Source organism: Mycolicibacterium brisbanense (genome assembly GCF_001570425.1).
Lineage (GTDB): Bacteria > Actinomycetota > Actinomycetes > Mycobacteriales > Mycobacteriaceae > Mycobacterium > Mycobacterium brisbanense.
This window is the reverse complement of sequence record NZ_BCSX01000021.1, coordinates 403635-422070: the sequence shown is the minus strand read 5'-3', so window position 1 is coordinate 422070 and position 18436 is coordinate 403635. Positions and strand designations below refer to the sequence as shown.

General features: G+C 66.1%; 21 protein-coding genes. 12 read left to right on the top strand and 9 right to left on the bottom strand.

Features of this window, described 5'->3' with window-relative positions:
* Positions 1–2: 2 nt before the first annotated feature.
* A complete protein-coding gene (gene dnaA, locus RMCB_RS11790) occupies positions 3–1457 on the bottom strand; it encodes a chromosomal replication initiator protein DnaA (RefSeq protein ID WP_029371091.1) in 1455 nt (484 codons plus the stop codon).
* A 509-nt stretch (positions 1458–1966) separates the two neighbouring features.
* Between dnaA and rpmH the strand changes: the two genes are divergently transcribed.
* The 10 genes from rpmH to RMCB_RS11740 all read left to right on the top strand — a co-directional run bounded on the left by rpmH (position 1967) and on the right by RMCB_RS11740 (position 8598).
* Positions 1967–2110 (top strand): 50S ribosomal protein L34, encoded by a 144-nt coding sequence (gene rpmH, locus RMCB_RS11785; protein WP_070355130.1) that lies wholly within the window; start codon positions 1967–1969, stop codon positions 2108–2110.
* Positions 2111–2131: 21 nt separating this feature from the next.
* Complete coding sequence (gene rnpA, locus RMCB_RS11780; protein ID WP_029371090.1) at positions 2132–2485, top strand: ribonuclease P protein component; 354 nt, start codon at positions 2132–2134, stop codon at positions 2483–2485.
* Complete coding sequence (yidD, locus tag RMCB_RS11775) at positions 2482–2766, top strand: membrane protein insertion efficiency factor YidD (RefSeq protein WP_072278451.1); 285 nt, start codon at positions 2482–2484, stop codon at positions 2764–2766. The genes rnpA and yidD overlap by 4 nt, the downstream gene beginning before the upstream one ends.
* On the top strand, positions 2759–3826 hold the full coding sequence (gene yidC / locus RMCB_RS11770; protein ID WP_029371089.1) for a membrane protein insertase YidC: 1068 nt from the start codon (positions 2759–2761) through the stop codon (positions 3824–3826). The genes yidD and yidC overlap by 8 nt, the downstream gene beginning before the upstream one ends.
* A gap of 36 nt (positions 3827–3862) precedes the next feature.
* Entirely contained in the window at positions 3863–4399 is a 537-nt protein-coding gene (locus tag RMCB_RS11765) for a Jag family protein (RefSeq protein WP_029371088.1), read from the top strand.
* 60 nt (positions 4400–4459) lie between these two features.
* Positions 4460–5134 (top strand): 16S rRNA (guanine(527)-N(7))-methyltransferase RsmG, encoded by a 675-nt coding sequence (gene rsmG, locus RMCB_RS11760; protein WP_029371087.1) that lies wholly within the window; start codon positions 4460–4462, stop codon positions 5132–5134.
* A gap of 2 nt (positions 5135–5136) precedes the next feature.
* Positions 5137–6105, top strand: a complete 969-nt coding sequence (locus RMCB_RS11755; protein WP_109784257.1) for a ParA family protein — start codon at positions 5137–5139, stop codon at positions 6103–6105.
* Between the two features lie 51 nt (positions 6106–6156).
* Positions 6157–7161, top strand: coding sequence for a ParB/RepB/Spo0J family partition protein (locus RMCB_RS11750; RefSeq protein ID WP_062828939.1), 1005 nt, complete (start codon positions 6157–6159; stop codon positions 7159–7161).
* A gap of 228 nt (positions 7162–7389) precedes the next feature.
* Positions 7390–8178: a hypothetical protein gene (locus RMCB_RS11745; protein WP_029371084.1), complete on the top strand. Its 789-nt coding sequence runs from the start codon at positions 7390–7392 to the stop codon at positions 8176–8178.
* 126 nt (positions 8179–8304) lie between these two features.
* Positions 8305–8598, top strand: coding sequence for a putative quinol monooxygenase (locus RMCB_RS11740; protein WP_062828888.1), 294 nt, complete (start codon positions 8305–8307; stop codon positions 8596–8598).
* Between the two features lie 11 nt (positions 8599–8609).
* On the opposite strand, the gene RMCB_RS11735 is transcribed toward RMCB_RS11740, so the two are convergent.
* Genes RMCB_RS11735 through RMCB_RS36030 form a run of 3 tightly spaced genes read right to left on the bottom strand, consistent with a single transcriptional unit; the run spans position 8610 to position 11128 of the window.
* Positions 8610–9866 carry an MFS transporter gene (locus RMCB_RS11735; protein WP_062828887.1) on the bottom strand — a complete coding sequence of 419 codons (1257 nt, stop codon included), beginning with the start codon at positions 9864–9866 and terminating at the stop codon, positions 8610–8612.
* Positions 9863–10960, bottom strand: a complete 1098-nt coding sequence (locus RMCB_RS11730) for a tetratricopeptide repeat protein (protein WP_062828886.1) — start codon at positions 10958–10960, stop codon at positions 9863–9865. Before RMCB_RS11730 ends, RMCB_RS11735 begins: the two co-directional genes overlap by 4 nt.
* A gap of 12 nt (positions 10961–10972) precedes the next feature.
* Entirely contained in the window at positions 10973–11128 is a 156-nt protein-coding gene (locus tag RMCB_RS36030) for a hypothetical protein (protein WP_165606279.1), read from the bottom strand.
* Between the two features lie 186 nt (positions 11129–11314).
* On the opposite strand from RMCB_RS36030, the gene RMCB_RS36965 reads away from it, so the two are divergent.
* The gene (locus RMCB_RS36965) at positions 11315–13126 is read left to right on the top strand and encodes a bifunctional serine/threonine-protein kinase/transporter substrate-binding domain-containing protein (protein ID WP_084388437.1); all 1812 of its coding nucleotides are present in this window, start codon (positions 11315–11317) and stop codon (positions 13124–13126) included.
* Positions 13123–14313: a BTAD domain-containing putative transcriptional regulator gene (locus RMCB_RS11715; protein WP_084388428.1), complete on the top strand. Its 1191-nt coding sequence runs from the start codon at positions 13123–13125 to the stop codon at positions 14311–14313. Before RMCB_RS36965 ends, RMCB_RS11715 begins: the two co-directional genes overlap by 4 nt.
* A 12-nt stretch (positions 14314–14325) precedes the next feature.
* Here the strand turns inward: RMCB_RS11715 and RMCB_RS11710 are convergent, their stop codons facing one another.
* The 5 genes from RMCB_RS11710 to sigM all read right to left on the bottom strand — a co-directional run bounded on the left by RMCB_RS11710 (position 14326) and on the right by sigM (position 18356).
* Positions 14326–15516, bottom strand: a complete 1191-nt coding sequence (locus RMCB_RS11710) for an N-acetylmuramoyl-L-alanine amidase (RefSeq protein WP_029371077.1) — start codon at positions 15514–15516, stop codon at positions 14326–14328.
* A gap of 129 nt (positions 15517–15645) precedes the next feature.
* Positions 15646–15978 carry a thioredoxin gene (trxA, locus tag RMCB_RS11705; RefSeq protein ID WP_029371076.1) on the bottom strand — a complete coding sequence of 111 codons (333 nt, stop codon included), beginning with the start codon at positions 15976–15978 and terminating at the stop codon, positions 15646–15648.
* A gap of 34 nt (positions 15979–16012) precedes the next feature.
* Positions 16013–16948: a thioredoxin-disulfide reductase gene (gene trxB / locus RMCB_RS11700; protein WP_029371075.1), complete on the bottom strand. Its 936-nt coding sequence runs from the start codon at positions 16946–16948 to the stop codon at positions 16013–16015.
* A gap of 84 nt (positions 16949–17032) precedes the next feature.
* Positions 17033–17761 (bottom strand): RsmA family anti-sigma factor, encoded by a 729-nt coding sequence (locus tag RMCB_RS11695; RefSeq protein ID WP_062828883.1) that lies wholly within the window; start codon positions 17759–17761, stop codon positions 17033–17035.
* Positions 17712–18356, bottom strand: a complete 645-nt coding sequence (gene sigM / locus RMCB_RS11690) for an RNA polymerase sigma factor SigM (RefSeq protein WP_029371073.1) — start codon at positions 18354–18356, stop codon at positions 17712–17714. The genes RMCB_RS11695 and sigM overlap by 50 nt, the downstream gene beginning before the upstream one ends.
* Between the last annotated feature and the right edge of the window lie 80 nt (positions 18357–18436).

Sequence of the window (18436 nt, the reverse complement as noted above, 5' to 3'; positions counted from 1 at the left end):
CGTCAGCGCTTGGCGCGCTGGCGGATCCGGGTGGTGAGTTCCTTCACGTGGTCGAAAACCTCGCGTCGCTCGGCCATCTCACCGCGGATCTTCTTCTCGGCGTACATCACCGTCGTGTGATCGCGTCCGAAGGCCTGCCCGATCTTGGGCAGGGAGAGGTCCGTGAGTTCACGGCACAGGTACATGGCGATCTGCCGGGACTGCGCCAGCGCCCGCGTCTTGCCGGGCCCGCGCAATTCCTCCACGGTGGTCTCGAAGTACTCCGCTGTGGCCGCCATGATGGCCGCTGTGCTGATCTGCATGGTGGTCGCGTCGGCGATGAGGTCACGCAGGACCACCTCGGCCAGTGACTTGTCGATGCGCGTCTTGTTCAGCGAGGCGAACGCCGTCACGCGGATCAGGGCACCCTCGAGCTCGCGGATGTTGCGTTCGATGCTGCTGGCGATGAGTTCGAGCACATCGCCGGGCACGTCGAGCCGATCCATCTGAGCTTTCTTGCGCAGAATCGCGATTCGGGTTTCCAGCTCGGGCGGCTGGACGTCGGTGATCAGGCCCCACTCGAAGCGGGTGCGGAGCCGATCCTCGAGCGTGGCGAGCTGTTTGGGCGGCCGGTCGGAGGAGATGACGATCTGCTTGTTCGCGTTGTGCAGCGTGTTGAAGGTATGGAAGAACTCTTCCTGGATACCTTCCTTGCCCTCGATGAACTGGATGTCGTCGACCAGCAGGATGTCGATGTCGCGGTAACTGCGTTTGAACGACGCCTTGCGGTCATCGCGCAGGGAGTTGATGAAATCGTTGGTGAATTCCTCGGTGGACACGTATTTCACGCGCATGCCGGGGAAGAGACGCTGGGCATAGTTGCCGGCCGCGTGCAGCAGGTGGGTCTTGCCCAGCCCGGACTCACCCCAGATGAACAACGGGTTGTACGCCCGCGCGGGGGCCTCGGCGATGGCGAGGGTCGCGGCATGGGCGAACCGGTTGGACGCCCCGATGACGAAGGTGTCGAACGTGTAGCGCCGGTTCAGGTTGACCGCGTTGGCGTCGGGCGGGGCCGCGCTCGGCTGCGGGTTGCTGAAGTAGGTCGGCCAGCTCTCCTCGACGTTCACGCGGGCCGCGCGGTCGTCGTCGACCTCGTCGATGTCCGGCGGCGCGGGCTCGAGGTGGCTGTCGGAAAGGTCGGCGTCGTCCGACGGGCTCGGTGTGGCGATGCGGACGCCGAGCTCGACGCGTTGGCCGAGTCGCCGGCTGAGCGCCGAGACGATGGGTTCCCGCAGGTGACGCTCGATTTCGTTCTGGACGAACGGCGTGGGCACCGACAGCAGAGCAAACCCCTCAGTGATGACCAACGGCTGTACGAGCTTCAGCCAGGCTCTTTGCTGAGGGGTGGTGTCGCCATTGAGTTCGGCGACGACGTCGTTCCAGATGGAGACGAAGGGTGGGTCGGGGTCAGCGGTCATCGACGGTTACCCCCTTTACTGTCCTGGAGGTCCAGCCACGGACGACCAATAGAACGAAGACGAACTGTCCACATATTTATCCACAGGTTGTGGAAAAAGGACAGTCGTCGTCGTTTCTGTTGACTTGTGCGGAGGATGTCGCAGCCGTGGCTCACATAGTGTGGGATGTGGCGGCTGGGTGACGTCCTCGGTTCCTGTCTGGGCCAGTCCCGGTGCGGGCCGGCTACGAACGGTATGGGCAGAAGCTAACAGTTTTCGTTCGACGTGCCAACCGTTCTGCAACATTGGGGCCGACCGCTTGCTCGCAGGTTTGACCCAGCGAAAACTCGTCAGTACCCTCGAGCAGTCGCCCGCACGTGGCGATACGGCTGCGATCCTGGTCCGCCCGGAGTCTGCGCCGGTAAGTAGAACACGACGCACCACAAGCTTATTAGGGGCAGTCGCGTCCTCTCCGACACACTTCGGGTCGGCGAGTCGCGGGCGCCACATAGAAACAAGGAGAGATTGCCGTGGCCAAGGGCAAGCGGACCTTCCAGCCGAACAACCGTCGCCGTGCGCGGGTTCATGGGTTCCGGCTGCGTATGCGGACCCGTGCCGGTCGCGCCATCGTGTCCAGCCGTCGTAGCAAGGGCCGTCGCTCGCTCACTGCGTGATTCGACGCAGGATCTAGCGCGGTGCTTCCGGCTCAGAACCGGATGAGGCGGTCCGCGGAATTCAGTGTCACCGTCAGCCGTGGCGTGCGCGCAGTACAACCCGATGTGGTGGTTCACGCGTTGCGCGACGAGCTGGACCCCAGTGGGCCACGTGTCGGTTTGGTGGTCTCCAAGTCCGTCGGTAACGCCGTCGAACGTCACCGGGTGGCGCGTCGTCTCAGGCACGCCGCCCGCACAGTGCTGCCCCGCCTCGAGCCCACGGACCGGCTGGTGATCCGCGCTCGGCCGAGTTGCCGGGACGCGCTCTCGTCACGCTTGGAACGGCAACTCACTGCCGCGCTCGAGCGGGTGGCGCGGCACGGAACTGCTTCATGATTCGGCAAGCAGGGGCGGGTGCAGCCCGCGCTGTGATCTTCTTGATCCAGCTGTATCGGCACATGATCTCCCCACTGCGTCTGCCCACGTGTCGATTCACTCCGACGTGCAGTCAGTACGCCGTGGACGCGCTCACCGAGTACGGCCTTCTCTACGGTGGCTGGCTGGCCACGGTTCGGCTGCTGAAGTGTGGCCCGTGGCATCGGGGAGGATGGGATCCGATACCTGAGCGCCGCAACGCTGATGCCGTCGGAGATGGCAGAAACGAGTCCTATGTTTAACTTCTTCAGCCTCGACATCATCTATTACCCGGTGTCGGCGATCATGTGGGTTTGGTACAAGGCGTTCGCCTTCATCCTCGGCCCGCAGAACTTCTTCGCCTGGGCGCTGTCGGTGATGTTCCTGGTGTTCACCCTGCGCGCCATCCTCTACAAGCCGTTCGTCAAGCAGATCCGCACGACGCGGCAGATGCAGGAGCTGCAACCGCAGATCAAGGCGCTGCAGAAGAAGTACGGCAAGGACCGCCAGCGCATGGCGCTGGAGATGCAGAAGCTGCAGCGCGAGCACGGGTTCAACCCCATCCTCGGCTGTCTGCCGATGCTGGCGCAGGTGCCGGTCTTCCTCGGACTGTTCCACGTGCTCCGATCCTTCAACCGGACCCAGGGTGGCTTCGGTCAGGTGCACATGACCGTCGCCGAGAACCGGGCCACCGGCAACTACGTGTTCAGCCCGACCGACGTGGCGAACTTCCTCGACGCCAACCTGTTCGGTGCGCCGTTGGGCGCGACCATGATCCAGAAGACGGGTCTGGACGCCTTTACAGAGTTCAACCGGATCTCGGTGATCGCGGTGGGCGTGCCGATCATGATCCTCGCCGGCATCGCGACCTACTTCAACAGCCGGGCGTCGGTTGCGCGGCAGAGCCCTGAGGCCGCTGCCAACCCGCAGACGGCGATGATGAACAAGCTGGCGCTCTACGTGTTCCCGTTCGGCGTCGTGGCCGGCGGACCGTTCCTGCCGCTCGCGATCATCCTGTACTGGTTCGCGAACAACATCTGGACGTTCGGTCAGCAGCACTACGTGTTCGGCATGATCGAGAAGGAAGAGGAAGCCAAGAAGGTCGAGGCCATGGAGAGGCGGGCGGCCAATGCGCCGGCGCCAGGGGCCAAGCCCAACCGGCCGCGCAAGGCATCGTCGAATCCTGGCGATCAGGACGAAGCGGACAGCGCGTCTGCCGAATCGACCGAGGGCACCGGGGACAGCAGCGCCGCGGAGGGATCGGGGGATACCGCCGGTCGTACCCCGAAGCCCGGCGCGCGCCCCAAGAAGCGGAAGCGTTGACCAGCTCCGGCTGGCGAGTAGTAGGGAGAGACTGACATGACGGACGCACAGACCACCGACGCCGGCGTCGAGCCGGAGGCCTCGAAGGCGACGACAGCGGCGGACGATCTGGAAGAGCGGTTGGTCGCCGAGGGCGAGATCGCCGGCGACTATCTCGAGGAGCTGCTCGATCTGCTCGACTTCGACGGCGACATCGATCTGGATGTCGAAGGTGACCGCGCGGTCGTCAGCATCGACGGGGGCGGGGATCTGAGCAAGCTGGTCGGCCGCAAGGGCGAGGTGCTCGACGCGCTCCAGGAGCTGACCCGGCTGGCTGTTCATCAGAAGACCGGCGAGCGCAGCCGGCTGATGCTCGACATCGCCCGGTGGCGTCGTCGGCGCCGCGATGAGCTGGCGGCGCTCGGCGACAAGGTGGCCCGCCGCGTGCTGGAGTCCGGGGTGCGCGAAGAGCTGGCCCCCATGACTCCCTTTGAACGCAAGATCGTGCACGACGCGGTGGCGGCCGTCGAAGGCGTCCGCAGCGAGAGCGAGGGTGTGGAGCCTTCGCGTCGCGTCGTTGTATTGCTTGGCTGATTCGTTAGTTACATCGGTGTAGTTCGTGTGTAGTAGCCCGTCGCCGCGGGAGTGCGGAGGATGTTTCACGTGAAACATGGCCCGGTTCCCGCGGCGCCGGAAGTCGCCGCCGAGGTATTCGGCGACCGGCTGGAGTTGGCGGAGCGATACACCGCCATCCTCGCCGGGGCAGGTGTCGAATGGGGTTTGATCGGTCCCCGTGAAATCGATCGTCTCTGGGAACGCCACGTCCTGAACAGCTCAGCGGTAGGCGAGCTTGTGACAGCCGGTGAGCGCGTCGCCGATATCGGTAGCGGAGCCGGATTGCCGGGGATACCGTTGGCTCTGGCTCGGCAGGACGTGACGGTCACGCTCATCGAACCCTTGTTGCGCCGGAGTGAGTTTCTTCGCGAAGTCATCGCCGAGCTTGATCTCGATGTCGCGGTAGTTCGTGGCCGTGCCGAGGATCGGGTCGTCCGCGACGAGGTGGGGGAGATGGATGTGGTGACGTCCCGCGCAGTTGCCTCGCTCGACAAGTTGAGTCGGTGGGGCATGCCGCTGCTGCGACAAGATGGCCGCATGCTGGCCATCAAAGGCGAGCGCGCCGAACTCGAGATCGAGGAGCATCGGCGTGTGATGAGGTCGGTCGGTGCAGTGGATGCCAGGGTAGTGAGATGTGGCGCGAGCTATTTGAACCCACCCGCAACCGTCGTCGTCGCACGGCGCGGAGCGCGGGGGAAAGCGGGCAGGAAATGAAGTTGGGTTCTGGTCAGAACAAGGCCGCGGCCGCCAAGGCCGCCGTTGTTTCACGTGAAACACTCGGTGGCGCCGACCGCTCCGATTGGGCAGCGGACACCAGCATGGACACCCCGATCGCGGTCGAGGCCGAGCGGGCCACCCGCCTGCTGCACATCCCGCACGGACAGCTCCCACGCCCCGCGCGTCAGCGAGTCTTCACGATCGCCAATCAGAAGGGCGGCGTCGGCAAGACCACGACCGCCGTCAACGTCGCAGCGGCGCTCGCGCGGCAGGGGCTGCGGACCCTGGTGATCGATCTCGATCCCCAGGGCAATGCCAGCACTGCACTCAGCATCGAACACCGCCCGGGCACGCCGTCGTCGTACGAGGTGTTGATCGGCGACATTCCTGTCAACGAGGCACTGCAGCAGAGTCCGCACAATGAGCGCCTCTTCTGCATTCCCGCGACTATCGACCTGGCGGGCGCCGAGATCGAGCTCGTCAGCATGGTCGCTCGCGAGGGGCGACTGCGGTCCGCACTCGCCGAGCTCAAGCAGCACAACTTCGACTACGTGTTCATCGACTGCCCTCCGTCGCTCGGCCTGCTGACCATCAATGCGTTGGTCGCAGCCCCGGAGGTGCTGATCCCCATCCAGTGCGAGTACTACGCGCTCGAAGGTGTGGGCCAGTTGCTCCGCAACATCGAAATGGTCAAGGCGCACCTGAATCCAGAACTGTCGGTGTCCACGGTGATACTGACCATGTACGACGGCCGGACCAAGTTGGCGGACCAGGTCGCCGAGGACGTTCGAGAGCACTTCGGCGACAAGGTTCTCAAGACGGTGATTCCGCGCAGCGTCAAGGTGTCCGAAGCGCCGGGCTACGGCATGACGATCCTCGACTATGACCCGGGCTCGCGGGGAGCGTTGAGCTACCTCGACGCGAGCCGCGAGATCGCGGAACGAGGGGCGCCGTCCAACGCACAATAGGGCGGCAACGCGAGAAGTCGGGAAGTTGGCAGCGATGAGCAGGAGACGATGATGAATCAGCAGGCGAAAAAGCGCAGTGGACTCGGGCGGGGTCTGGCGTCGCTGATTCCGACCGGACCGGCCGACGACGGCACCGACAATCTGAGTCCCCGGATGGGCGCGACGGCCGCCGACGTTCTGCTCGGGCCGCCGGCTTCGTCGCCGTCGCCGTCGCCCGAAGCATCACCGGCTGAGGTCGATGGCGTCGGCGCCACGTACCGCGAGATCGACCCCGCCCTCATCGATCCCAACCCCCGCCAGCCCCGCCAGGTCTTCGACGAAGAAGCGCTCAACGAGCTGGTGCACTCCATCCGCGAGTTCGGCCTCATGCAGCCGATCGTCGTGCGCGCCGTGCAAACCGACGGGGCAACCCGCTACCAGCTGGTGATGGGGGAGCGGCGCTGGCGCGCGGCACAGATCGCCGAGCTTCCGGCCATTCCCGCGATCGTCCGCGAGACCGCCGACGACAGCATGCTGCGCGACGCGCTGCTGGAGAACATCCACCGCGTACAGCTCAACCCGTTGGAAGAGGCCGCGGCCTACCAACAGCTGCTCGATGAATTCGGCGTCACCCACGATGAACTGGCAGCCAGGATCGGGCGGTCCCGTCCGCTGATCTCCAACATGATCCGCCTGCTGCGACTGCCGATCGCCGTGCAGCGTCGGGTGGCCGCCGGCGTACTCTCGGCCGGTCATGCCCGCGCACTGCTCGCGCTTGAGGGCGGTCCGGAAAAGCAGGAGGAACTCGCCGCGCGCATTGTGGCCGAGGGCTTGTCGGTGCGTGCCACTGAAGAGGCCGTCACCCTCGCCAACCGCGATGGTGCCGCGCCTCCCGCGCCGCGCCGCAAGCCGATCCAGATGCCCGGCCTTCAGGATGTTGCCGACCGGCTGTCGACGACCTTCGACTCCCGCGTCACCGTGAGTCTCGGCAAACGCAAGGGCAAGATCGTCGTGGAGTTCGGGTCGGTCGACGATTTGCAGCGGATTGTCGAACTCATGAGCACCGAGCAGCACTGAAACTCGACGACCAACCACACGCGGCCGTTCCGTCACTGTGACACATGGTGTCGACGCCGTGGCCGCGCGAATGGGTGCGATCGGGAAAGCAATTGAGCTGCATCAGAATTCGTTCGAAAGGCCGCGAAAGATGAAAGATTCGTCGCGGACTACGCCGTGGCCGTCAAGCTCTCCTATCCTTGAGGGTGCGCCGCGCACACCGGCATCGTGTGAAACCCGGGGAGTCTAGTGTCAGCACGTATCACGCCGCTCCGGCTCGAGGGATTCGAGCAGCTGCCGAAGCACGCGCGGCGGTGCGTCTTCTGGGAGGTCGATCCGTCGACGCTTCGCGGCGATGACCATCTCAGCGATCCCGAGTTCGAGAAAGAAGCGTGGCTGTCCATGGTCATGCTGGAGTGGGGATCGTGCGGCCAGCTCGCCGTCGAGTCACCGCCCGATGACGGCAGTGAGTTCGGACCTCCGATCACCGGCGACGAACCGTGTCTGGGCTATGCGTTCTATGCACCGCCCGGCGCGGTGCCGCGGGCGCGGCTGTTTCCCACGGCGCCCGTCAGTGCGGATGCGGTGTTGTTGACCGCGGTCGCGGTCGAATCCGGCACGGGCACCGAAGGTCTGCCGGCGAGTCTCCTCGCTGCCGTGGTGAGCGACCTTGTGCGACGCGGTGTTCGGGCGCTGGAAGCGTTCGGTTACACCCAGGCTGTCACCGAATTGGGCGACTGTAGCTCGCTACCCGACGAGTTGGCTCCCGTCGTCGAGGTGCTGGGGGACTGCGCGGTTGACCAATGCATGATCGAATCCGACTTCCTGCTCGATGTCGGCTTCTCGGTCATCGCGCCCCACCCATACTTCCCGCGGCTGCGGCTGGAACTCGACAAGGGCCTGGGGTGGAAGGCCGAAGTTGAGGCCGCACTGGAGCGGTTGCTCGAGAATGCCCGCATCGAATTGCCTATCGGTGCCGGGATGTCCGGCGCCACGATGAAGACCGCCCCGCCGGCGTCGCCCAAAAGGTTGTTCTGACCAGACGGTCGCGGATCGTGGTTTCACGTGGCGCGGCCAACGGCACCTGTGACCGATGAGTTCGGTGCGTCTGCGTTGTCTACCTGATATGCCGAGCATGCAGGACTTCAGCGGAGAGGTGCGCGCGTGATCATCGTTTCCGGGCACATCGTCGTCGAACCCGGACAGCGGGAGTCGTATCTGGCGGGATGTGCCGGTGTTGTCGAGCAAGCCCGTCGCGCGGACGGGTGTCTGGACTATGCCATCTCAGCCGATTTGATCGACCCCGGTCGCATCAACATCTACGAGAGGTGGGTGTCGCAGTCAGCGGTCGAAACCTTCCGGGGTGAAGGCCAGAGCGATGATCAAAGGGCGGCAATGGTTTCGGCGGCGGTCGCGGAGTATGACGTCGCGGCGGCGCGGTCGCTGTCAGACGGCTAGCTCCGACCGGGCTAGGTCCCGATCTGGTTCGCCGATGCGGGCAGGCGTCGGCCCAGGCGGGTGGCCCACACTGCGCCCAACAGGCTTGCGACGATCAGCACCGCCATCAGTGCCGTGCCATGGTTTGTGCCGAAGGCCAAACCGCTCAACGCTGGGCCGACGAAGAACCCCGTGGTCCAGCCGAGTGCTGATACCGCGTTGTACCGCCCGCGAAGATCCTCGGGTGCAAGGTCATTCACGATCGCTGTCAGCGTCGGAGCCAAGGTGGTCTCGGCGATACCGAACACCACCATGGTGGCGATGAAGCCCCCGATCGCCGACCAACCGCTGCCTGCGTGGCCGGATACCAATGCCAACATCCACGCGAACGCCCAACACGAACACGCGATGCAGACCGCCGCCGTGCGGGTACGGCCGGCGAGGGCGCGCAGTACCGGCAGCTGCAGCACCACGACGGTCGCAGCGTTGGCCGCGAAACAGATCCCGAGCGCGCTCGCCGGAATACCGTGATCACGGGTGGCCCAGCCGGGAAACGCGGCGTGATACTGCGAGAACCCGATGGTCACCACCAACGCAGACAGTCCGACCACGGACAGGAACAACCGATCCCGCAGCACGGCACCAAAGCCGGGGCGACCGTTCTCCGTCGGTGGGGATGCCGTGCGGCGGGGGACCGAGACGAGCAGCAAGAGCGGGACGAACAGCAAGAATGTCGCGGCGTCGATGACGTAAATGACTTGGAAAGTCACCGGGCGAGTGACGTCGACGATGAGACCGGCGACCAGGGCACCGACCGCGATACCTGCGTTGAGGGTGGCGTGGCGCACCGCGAACACCGCCGATCGCTGCGTGGATGCCACGACGGTGGCCAGGAGCGCGTCGAAAGCCGGCCACGAGATCGAGTTGCCGAGCCCGAGCAGCACCGCGGCCAGGAACGCCATCGGTGCGCACGTGACCCACCCGAGTGTGGCCGCACCGGTCGCGGAGAACGCCAGGCCGGCGACCAGTGCGGTCCGTGGTCCGAGACGGTCGCTGAGGCATCCGCCGATCGGATTGCCGGCGAACGACGCAAGCGCGACCGTGGACAGCGCCAGCGCGGCGGTGGCGATGCCGATGCCGCGCACTTGGTGCAGATAGACCAGCATGAACGGCAGGGACATGCCGGATCCCAACGCGGACAAGGCATCACCGGCAAGGACGATCGCCGCCGGCCGTGGCAGCCGGGGGATCAGATGGCTGCCGTGAACGGGGTCGAGAGTCTGGGTCACTGTTTATTCCTTTGCAGCGCAAGTTCTTTGAGCGTTGCCTGCAGCTCGAGCCGTCGTGGGTGCTCGGACGCCACGCCGGTGGCCAGGGCCAGCTCAGCTTGGTCCAGCAGGTCCTGTGCAGCGTCCACGTCACCCTCACCGGCCAGCAGCACCGCCAGATTGTGCTGTACGAGCGCGACATCGGGATGGCCGGCCCCGAGGGCGGAACGCAAGATCCGCAGCGCACGTTCGTAGAGTCGCCGAGCCTCGACGGGATCAGTCGCCGCGGTGCTGACCGCGAGATTCGCACACGTCATCCCGACTTCGTAATGCTCAGCGCCCAAGGACTTTTCGAAGATCCGCAAGGCGCGTCGGTAACACGATACGGCCGCCGTCGGATCACCGGAGTCATGGTGGAGCGCGCCGATGGCAGTCAGATCGCAAGCCACGTCGGGATGGTCCGAGCCGACGGCAGCGATGCGCAGCTCGAGACCACGCCGCGCGTGGACCAAACCCTCGACCACCCGTCCGCGAGCGTGGGCGAGCCCGCCGAGGTTGTGCAGCAACACCGCCAGTGCCTGCTTGTCGACGACGGGTTCGATATCCAACACGGCTCGAACATGCTCGTAATGTGTTGCGGCGGCGTCGAAGTGTCCACGGTATTTCGCGGTGACACCGCGCATGTTGTGGATCGAGAGCACGGCGGGATCGTCGGCACCCAGAATCCGACGTGAAATACTCAGAGCGGTAGCCAGTCTCGCATTGGCCAGCTCAAAAGACCCAAGGGTCAACAGTATTCGAGCGCACGCAACTTCGATGTCGACCCACAACGACATCAGTGCCGGGTCGCACGTATGGGCCAGCGGTTGCGCGATCGCAGCGGCCCGCTCCGCCAGCGCCTGGGCGGCCACGAAATCCCCTGCCGCTTCCTCGATGTCGGCGCACGTCAGGATCACGTTCGCGACATCAGGTGAATCCGGGCCGAAAGCCGCGATGGCGGTGTCGACCGCACTGGCGCCCAGCGAGCGAGCGCGGTCCAGTCGCCCACTCGCCAGCGCAGCCAGTGCGGCGTCATGCCGCGCTACCGCCAGACCGACCGGCCCGGATTCAGTCATCGGTCTCGTCCGTCAGATACGAGCGGTGACGAGGGTGTGGTTGTTGACGAGTGCCCGTGTCGGGCGGGTGGTGACCAGGCTGTGGTTCTGGGTCAGTGACCGACGTGGGCGAGCGGTGGTCAGGCTGTGGTTGTTGACGAGGGCCCGCTTGGGCCTGGTGGTGTTCATCGTTGCTGCTCCTTGGTTGTTGTCGTCTGCCACCCCGGGGTGCCCGAGGCGACGGCACCCACGATTGCGCAGAGATCTCAAGGACTCCTCAAATGAATGGGCCGGTAGCCAAGGTCAATGCCCATGCGCGGGGCAGGGACCTGGGTGATCATTGATGTCTGACTCAAGAGGCAGGTCGTGCAGGCGATGGTGGGTGATCTGTTTACGACGCAGCGTGACGAGGGTGATGCGCTGCCCGCTTTGCTGGCTGCGGCGGGATTCGAGCGGGCCAGGGAAATCGGCCGCGGCGGGTTCGGGGTGGTGTACCGCTGCGTGCAGTCCGAGTTGGACCGGGTCGTGGCGGTCAAGGTGCTAACCGCTGATCTCGAGGACAACCGCCCTCGGTTCATCCGTGAGCAGCAGGCGATGGCCCGGCTCACGGGCCATCCCAACATCGTGCCGGTGCTGCAGGTGGGCCAGACTGCGAAGGGCCAGCCGTTCCTGGTGATGCCCTTCTACCCGCGGGGCTCACTGCACACCCGGATCTTTCAGGACGGGGTCGTGGGCCTCGACGAGGTGCTGCACATCGGGGTGAAGCTGGCAGGGGCGCTCGATTGCGCACACCGGCAGGACATCGTCCACCGTGACGTGAAACCGGCCAACATCCTGCTCACCGACTACGGAGAGCCGGCGTTGACCGATTTCGGCATCGCCCACTTCGCCGGCGGGTTCGAGACGGCCACCGGCGTATTCACCGGGTCGCCGGCCTACACCGCACCCGAGGTGCTGGCCGGTGAAAGTGCCGGTGCGGCTTCCGATGTGTACGGGCTCGGCGCGACATTGTTCACGGCGCTGACGGGCCATGCCGCATTCGAACGGCTCGATGGTGAACAGGTCGTGGCGCAGTTTGTCCGGATCACCACCGGGCCGCAGCCTGATCTGGGTAGGCATGGCGTGCCCGCGGAGGTCGCCGAGGTGGTGGCGCGGGCGATGGCCCGCGACCCAGGGTCGAGGCCTACCGCGTCCGAGCTGGGGGAGCAGTTGCGGCGGCTGCAGGCACGTCGTAGCGCAGAACAACGGCCCGAGCCCGAGCCCCGGACGAGTCCCGTCCGGCGCCGCGTCCTGATCGCGGCAGCTGCCGTGTTGTTGGTGTCGGCCAGCGTGTTCGGCGTCCTGCACTGGTGGGGCGGGCCGGGCAGGGCCAACGGTGGAACTCCGCCGAATCTCGCGGCCGCGCCCGGTGGGGTTGTGCCGGAAATCGCGGCGACGCTGCCCGCGGGAATCAAGAGTGCGGGCAAATTGGTGATCGGGGTGGAGGTTCCCTACGCGCCGCTGGAGTTCAAGAACTCGGCCGGACAGATCGTCGGTTTCGATGTCGACCTGATGAACGCGGTCGCCCGGACACTCGGCGTGATTCCGGAGTACCGGGATGTGGCCGCCTTCGAGGACATCATTCCCGAGGTGCAGCGCGGGGACCTCATGGTGGGGGCCTCGGCGATCTCCGACACCCGCGAGCGTGAGAAGGTGGTCGACTTCGTCACGTACTTCCAGGCAGGCACCCTGTGGGCGCAACGGCCCGGCCCACCGATCGATCCGAACGCCGCCTGCGGGCTCAAAGTCGGCGTGCAGTCGGGCAGTCTCCAGGCGACCGAACAGATTCCGGCGAAGAGCGACGCGTGCGTGGCGACCGGACTCAAACCGATTCAGGAAGTGGTCTTCACGCTTCACAACGAGCTCACCGAGGCGCTGATCAACGGTCAAATCGATGCGATGGCCACGGATTCGCCCGCGACCGGGTTCGCGATCAAGCTCAGCACCGGCAGGCTCGTGGCCGCCGGTGACGTGTTCGACGTCGCTCCGTACGGCTGGACGACGGCCAAAGGCTCAGCCCTGTCGGAACCGCTTTTGCGGGCGCTCGAGCACGTCATGCAGACCGGTGAGTACCGGGCCATCGCCACGAAGTGGGGGATCGAGAACGGCATGATCGACAAGCCGGTGATCGACGGTGCCACGGCATGACCGAGCACTCCGTCACTCAAGAGCTTGTGCCGGGAAAAGTTCTGGTGCAGAACAGGATTCAGGTCGGCATCCTAGGACCGTGCGAGATGAATGTCGACGGCAGGATGGTGCCGCTCGGCTCGCACAAGCAGCGCGCAGTGCTCGCGATGCTGGTTATTCATCGCAACCGGGCAGTGGGAATCGATGAACTGATCAGCGCGGTGTGGGGGGCCGCCGCGCACGCAGGCGCGCGGGCGGCACTGCACACCTACGTGTCCAACCTGCGTGGCCTGATGACAGGCCCGGGGATCGACACCCACGCCGTGCTGACCAGGACACCGCCGGGCTATCGCATGTCAGTTCTCGACGAAGACTGCGATGTCGGGCGTTTCACCATCGCGCGGGGCAGGGGAGTGCGCGCCCTTGCCGGCGGGCATTTCGAGCAGGCCGGCGAACACCTGTCAGGCGCGCTGTCGCAGTGGCGTGGGCCGGTGCTCGACGATTTGCGGGCGTTCACCTTCTTCGACGCTTTCGCGACCGCGCTCGCCGAAGAGAAACTGATGACGCACATCGCCCGTGCCGAGGCCGAAATCGCCTGCGGTCGTGCCAGTTCGGTCATCAGTGAGCTCGAAGCCCTGGCTTGTGAGCATCCCTATCGCGAGCCGTTGTGGGCGCAGCTCATCACGGCTTACTATCTGGCCCAACGACAATCCGATGCGCTCGCCGCCTACCACCGACTGAGGACGGCACTCGACGAAGACCTCGGCATCGATCCCGGCCCCGTCGTCCAGGCACTGTATGTGCAAGTGCTACGCCAACAACCGCTCGATCCGGCGAAGGCTGCTCAGTTGCATGCAGACGAGACCATCGAGGCCTTATACGAACAGGACGCCGCGGTGACCGAACGTCCGAACGGTCCGGTGCTGCGGGGTGCTGACGGGTGTGTGCATCCGTTGTGTGCGTTGAGCACTCGGATCGGGCGCAGCCCCGACAACAACATCGTTCTCGCCGATGGCAGGGTCAGCCGCCACCACGCCGCGATCATCGAGACGGGCAACAGCTTCGTGATCGCCGACCTGAACTCGAAAAACGGTGTGTACGTGCGGGATCGACGGATCCACCCCAGCGAGACCCTGGTCAGCGGAGACGTCATCCGAATCGGTGACCAACAATTCACGTTCGATATCGCGCCCGAAGACCCGCGCTGACGAGCCCTTCGGTTACGCGCCGCGCGGGGTCTGCTCGACCGACAGCTCGTGGGCCAGCAGCTCTGCGAACGTGAAAGTACCTGTGGGACGGTCGTTCTTGCCCAGCAGATAGAGACGCTTGACCGCAGCGAGGATGCCCTCTGCGATGGCGTCGCGGGTGACGGTGGAGACCAGCAGACTTCGGTCGCGCGGGTTGGTGATGTAACCGACATCCACCTGGACCGTGGGCATCCGGGTCAGCCGCAGCAGATCCCACGTCCGCCCGTGCGTGCGGCAGTCGCGTAACCCGGTGCGCGCCACAACTTCTCGCTGGATGAAGTCGGCGAGGTTGCGGCCGATGGTCGACACCGAACCGTGTGAGTTCCCGAAATGGAAGGACGCCACGCCGTTGGCGGAGGGACTCGGCTGGGTGGCGCAACGCAGGCTGATCATCAGATCGGCGCCGACGGTGTTGGCGGTCGCCGCGCGCTCCGCATCGAGCGGGCTGTGCCCGGCCGGACGGGACGTGAAGGTGTCCATGCCGATGGCCGTCATCCGGCCTTCGAGCCGACTTGCCAAGTCCCACAGGATGTCTGCTTCGCTGATCGGCCCTTCGGGACCATTCATGATCAGGCCGTGGTCAGAGCCCCCGCGGCCCGGATCGATGATGACCCGCTTGCCGGACAGCCGTGGCCCCGACCGGCGGACCAGCTCCTCCTCGCGGATCGCGTGCGGGGAGCCACCGGTGACCCGCGACCCCAGGAAGTACAGCGAGCGAAGGGTTTCCGGTCCGCAGATGCCGTCCGGATACAACCCGTACTCACGCTGGTAGGACGACAGGGCGTTGTGGGTCTGCAGACCGAAGTGGCCGTCGACCATCCCGGTGTAGAACCCGAGGTCCTGCAACCGGGCCTGCAGCGTGGCGACATCGTCGCCGTACATCGGCGCACCGAACTGGTGCGTGAGTGTGCGCGCGCCAAGCCGGTAGGACGCCTCCCGCAGGGCGCGGTAGGTCGCCTCACCGACGATGCCGTCCACCAGAAGACCACGATGCTGCTGGAAGGCACGCACCGCTTGGTCGAGTTCGTCATCGAACACATCCAGTGCGACGTGCCTGCCGGTGTTCAGATCGGCGTCAGGGTTGTCGATGAGACCCAGCGACGTGAGCGCTTCCCGGATCTCGGTGACCGCACCGCCACGATCGCCGTGACGCAGACTCGACATACGGGCCCCTCCAGGCTGGTTTTCGGCGGGTTGCCGAAACTGACCAGCCAGCATTGTCTCAGATTTCGACCACATACCGGAAAACGCCAGGCGAATCCGGTGCGGGTCTAACCATCCGTTAACGCAGCGTCAGAGCGCGTCGGCGAGCTCACGCAACAGCGCGGCCTTGCCCTTGGCGCCCACGATGCGCTTCACCGGGGCACCGTCCTTGAACAGGATCATGGTCGGGATCGAGACGACCTGGAAGTCCCTCGCGGTGGCCGGGTTGGCGTCCACGTCGAGCTTGGCGACCGTCAGCTCACCGGCCTTCTCCGCCGCGATCTCCTCGAGCACCGGCGCGACCATCTTGCACGGCCCGCACCAGGTCGCCCAGAAATCCACCAGCACCGGCGTGCTGCTGGTCAGGACGTCGTCGGAGAACGAATCGTCGGTGACCGCTACGGTCGCGTTGTCCTCACTCATGGTCTCTCTCCTGTCGATCGAAAGGTGTTCGGGCTCAGTCGTTGTCAGCCAGCCAGCGTTCGGTGTCGATGGCCGCCGAACAGCCGCTGCCCGCGGCCGTGATGGCCTGGCGGTAGGTGTGGTCGACAAGGTCACCGGCGGCGAACACGCCGTCGAGCGACGTCGCCGTGGTGCGACCGACGGTCAGCACGTAACCCTCGTCGTCGAGGTCGACCTGCCCGCGCACCAACTCCGATCGCGGATCGTGTCCGATGGCCACGAACACGCCGGTGACGGCGAGCTTGGACTCTTCGCCGGTCACGGTGTCGCGCAGGCGCACGCCGGTGACCTTCGGCGAACCTTCGATCTCGGTGATCTCGGTGTTCGTCAAGAACGTGATCTTCTCGTTGGCCCGGGCACGCTCGAGCATGATCTTGGACGCGCGGAACTCGTCGCGGCGGTGGATCAGGGTGACGCTGCGGGCGAACCGGGTGAGGAACGTCGCCTCCTCCATCGCCGAATCGCCGCCGCCGACCACCACGATGTCCTCGTCACGGAAGAAGAAGCCGTCGCACGTCGCACAGGTGCTCACGCCCATGCCCGTCAGAGCCTCCTCGCCGGGCACTCCGAGGTGGCGCGCTGCGGCACCCATGGCCAGGATCACCGAACGGGCCTGGTGGGTCTCGTCGCCGACGGTGACCGTCTTGACGGGACCGGTGAGGTCGACCGCGTCGACGTCCTCCATCCGCAGATCGGCCCCGAAACGCAGGGCCTGCTCACGCATCTGGTCCATCAGCTCGGGTCCGGTGATGCCCTCGCGGAAGCCGGGATAGTTCTCCACCTCGGTGGTGGTCATCAGCGCCCCGCCGAACTGCGTGCCCTCGAACACCAGCGGCTTGAGCTGGGCGCGGGCCGCGTACACGGCGGCGGTGTAACCGGCAGGGCCCGATCCGATGATGATGACGTCGTGGACGGTCTCTGAGGTGGTCATATCGGCCTTTCTGCCGGATCTTGGCTCGGCATGCGTGTAACGCCAGCCTAGGCCGGGCTGTTCCCGGCGAACTCGTGGGACAGACTACGGCCGTTTGACCATGGTGTCCGCGAGCAACCCGGCGTGGGCGCCGTCGCAATCGGGAGGTACCACCAGGCCGACGACCGTGCCGGGGACGTCGGAGGGGACGAGGATCAGCACACCGCGCCGGCCTCCGACATCCTGAGGCCGGCCACCCAGCACCTTGATTCCCGGCGGGTAACCCAGGGCCGCCAGGCACTGGGCGCGGCGCTCGGGGTCGGTCAGCGGTCCGAGATCGGGCCGGGCCGCCAGCAGGCCGAGCAACTGAGGCTCGGGTAGATCGACCGTGGGCTGCGACGGGGACACCGTGATCCGTTCGAACCGGGCCGTGGTTGCCGCAGAGGGCGGATCCGGACGCATCAGCATGACGGTGCCCAGGCCGACAGCGAGCAACGCCGCACAGGCGCCCGCGACGGCGGCGGCCCGGCGTACCCGTCGCGCCCCCGGGTTCATGGCGTGTTCCGGCGGGGGAGCGGCACGCAGCGCCGAGGTGAGACGCGCGGTGACGTCGGGCGGCACCGGCGGTGCGGTGCGCCCGTCATCGGCCAAACCCGCCACGTCGCGTCGCACCCGGTCCAGGGCGGCCAGCATGGCCGCCGCCTCGGGTTCGGTGCGCACGCGGTGGCGCAGACGGGCCGCGGTGGCGTCGTCGAGCAGCCCGGCCTGTAGTTCGGCGAGCCGGTCAGGTGTGATCGGCTCGTCTGACGGCGCTGGGTGCGTGCTGCCGTTCATCGGGATCAAAGTATCGCAGCGAACGGGCGAGTTTGGCCCGGCCGCGCGCACAACGGCTCTTCACGGTGCCTTCGGCCACCCCGAGCAATTGGGCGGTCTCGGCCACCGAGTAGCCCTGCATGTCCACCGCGACGATCGCGGCCCGCTGTTCGACGGGGAGCATCAGCAGTGCGCGTTCCACCACGATCGCAGTGTCGACGCGGTGTGCCGGGTCGCCGGCTGGGTCCCGCAGGTGGCCGAGTTCCGCATCGTAGGGCGTCGCGGCCGGCTGGGCCTTGGCACGCCGCAGCCGGTCCAGGCAGGCGTTGACCACGATCCGGTACAGCCAGCTGCTCACCGCGGAGTCGTACCGGAACGATGCCGCGGTGCGATGCGCCGACAGCAGGGCGTCCTGCACGGCATCATCGGCGTCGTCGTCATGGCGGCTGGTCAGGTACGCCAGCCGGCGCAGCTGCCGGTGATAGCGATGGACCAATTCCTCGAATGCGTAGCGATCCCCGGAGACGTGGGCCGCGAGCAGCTCGGCATCCGTACGCGTACCGGCGCCCGCCGACGCTGGTGCTGCCGGATCCCCGGTCCCCCCGAACCTTCCCACAGCCGAACACTAAGGGCTGCCGAACGCCACTCCCGACACTTCTTTGCCGCAGTGCGCATCAGGCATGGTCAGCGCGGCGG

What these genes read in the sequence shown, in the direction of transcription:
- dnaA (WP_029371091.1), bottom strand. Translation starts at nt 1,457, where the DNA reads ATGACCGCTGACCCCGACCCACCCTTCGTCTCCATCTGGAACGACGTC.
- yidD (WP_072278451.1), top strand. Translation starts at nt 2,482, where the DNA reads ATGATTCGGCAAGCAGGGGCGGGTGCAGCCCGCGCTGTGATCTTCTTG.
- yidC (WP_029371089.1), top strand. Translation starts at nt 2,759, where the DNA reads ATGTTTAACTTCTTCAGCCTCGACATCATCTATTACCCGGTGTCGGCG.
- RMCB_RS11765 (WP_029371088.1), top strand. Translation starts at nt 3,863, where the DNA reads ATGACGGACGCACAGACCACCGACGCCGGCGTCGAGCCGGAGGCCTCG.
- rsmG (WP_029371087.1), top strand. Translation starts at nt 4,460, where the DNA reads ATGTTTCACGTGAAACATGGCCCGGTTCCCGCGGCGCCGGAAGTCGCC.
- RMCB_RS11750 (WP_062828939.1), top strand. Translation starts at nt 6,157, where the DNA reads ATGAATCAGCAGGCGAAAAAGCGCAGTGGACTCGGGCGGGGTCTGGCG.
- RMCB_RS11730 (WP_062828886.1), bottom strand. Translation starts at nt 10,960, where the DNA reads ATGACTGAATCCGGGCCGGTCGGTCTGGCGGTAGCGCGGCATGACGCC.
- RMCB_RS36030 (WP_165606279.1), bottom strand. Translation starts at nt 11,128, where the DNA reads ATGAACACCACCAGGCCCAAGCGGGCCCTCGTCAACAACCACAGCCTG.
- RMCB_RS36965 (WP_084388437.1), top strand. Translation starts at nt 11,315, where the DNA reads ATGGTGGGTGATCTGTTTACGACGCAGCGTGACGAGGGTGATGCGCTG.
- RMCB_RS11715 (WP_084388428.1), top strand. Translation starts at nt 13,123, where the DNA reads ATGACCGAGCACTCCGTCACTCAAGAGCTTGTGCCGGGAAAAGTTCTG.
- RMCB_RS11710 (WP_029371077.1), bottom strand. Translation starts at nt 15,516, where the DNA reads ATGTCGAGTCTGCGTCACGGCGATCGTGGCGGTGCGGTCACCGAGATC.
- trxA (WP_029371076.1), bottom strand. Translation starts at nt 15,978, where the DNA reads ATGAGTGAGGACAACGCGACCGTAGCGGTCACCGACGATTCGTTCTCC.
- trxB (WP_029371075.1), bottom strand. Translation starts at nt 16,948, where the DNA reads ATGACCACCTCAGAGACCGTCCACGACGTCATCATCATCGGATCGGGC.
- RMCB_RS11695 (WP_062828883.1), bottom strand. Translation starts at nt 17,761, where the DNA reads ATGAACGGCAGCACGCACCCAGCGCCGTCAGACGAGCCGATCACACCT.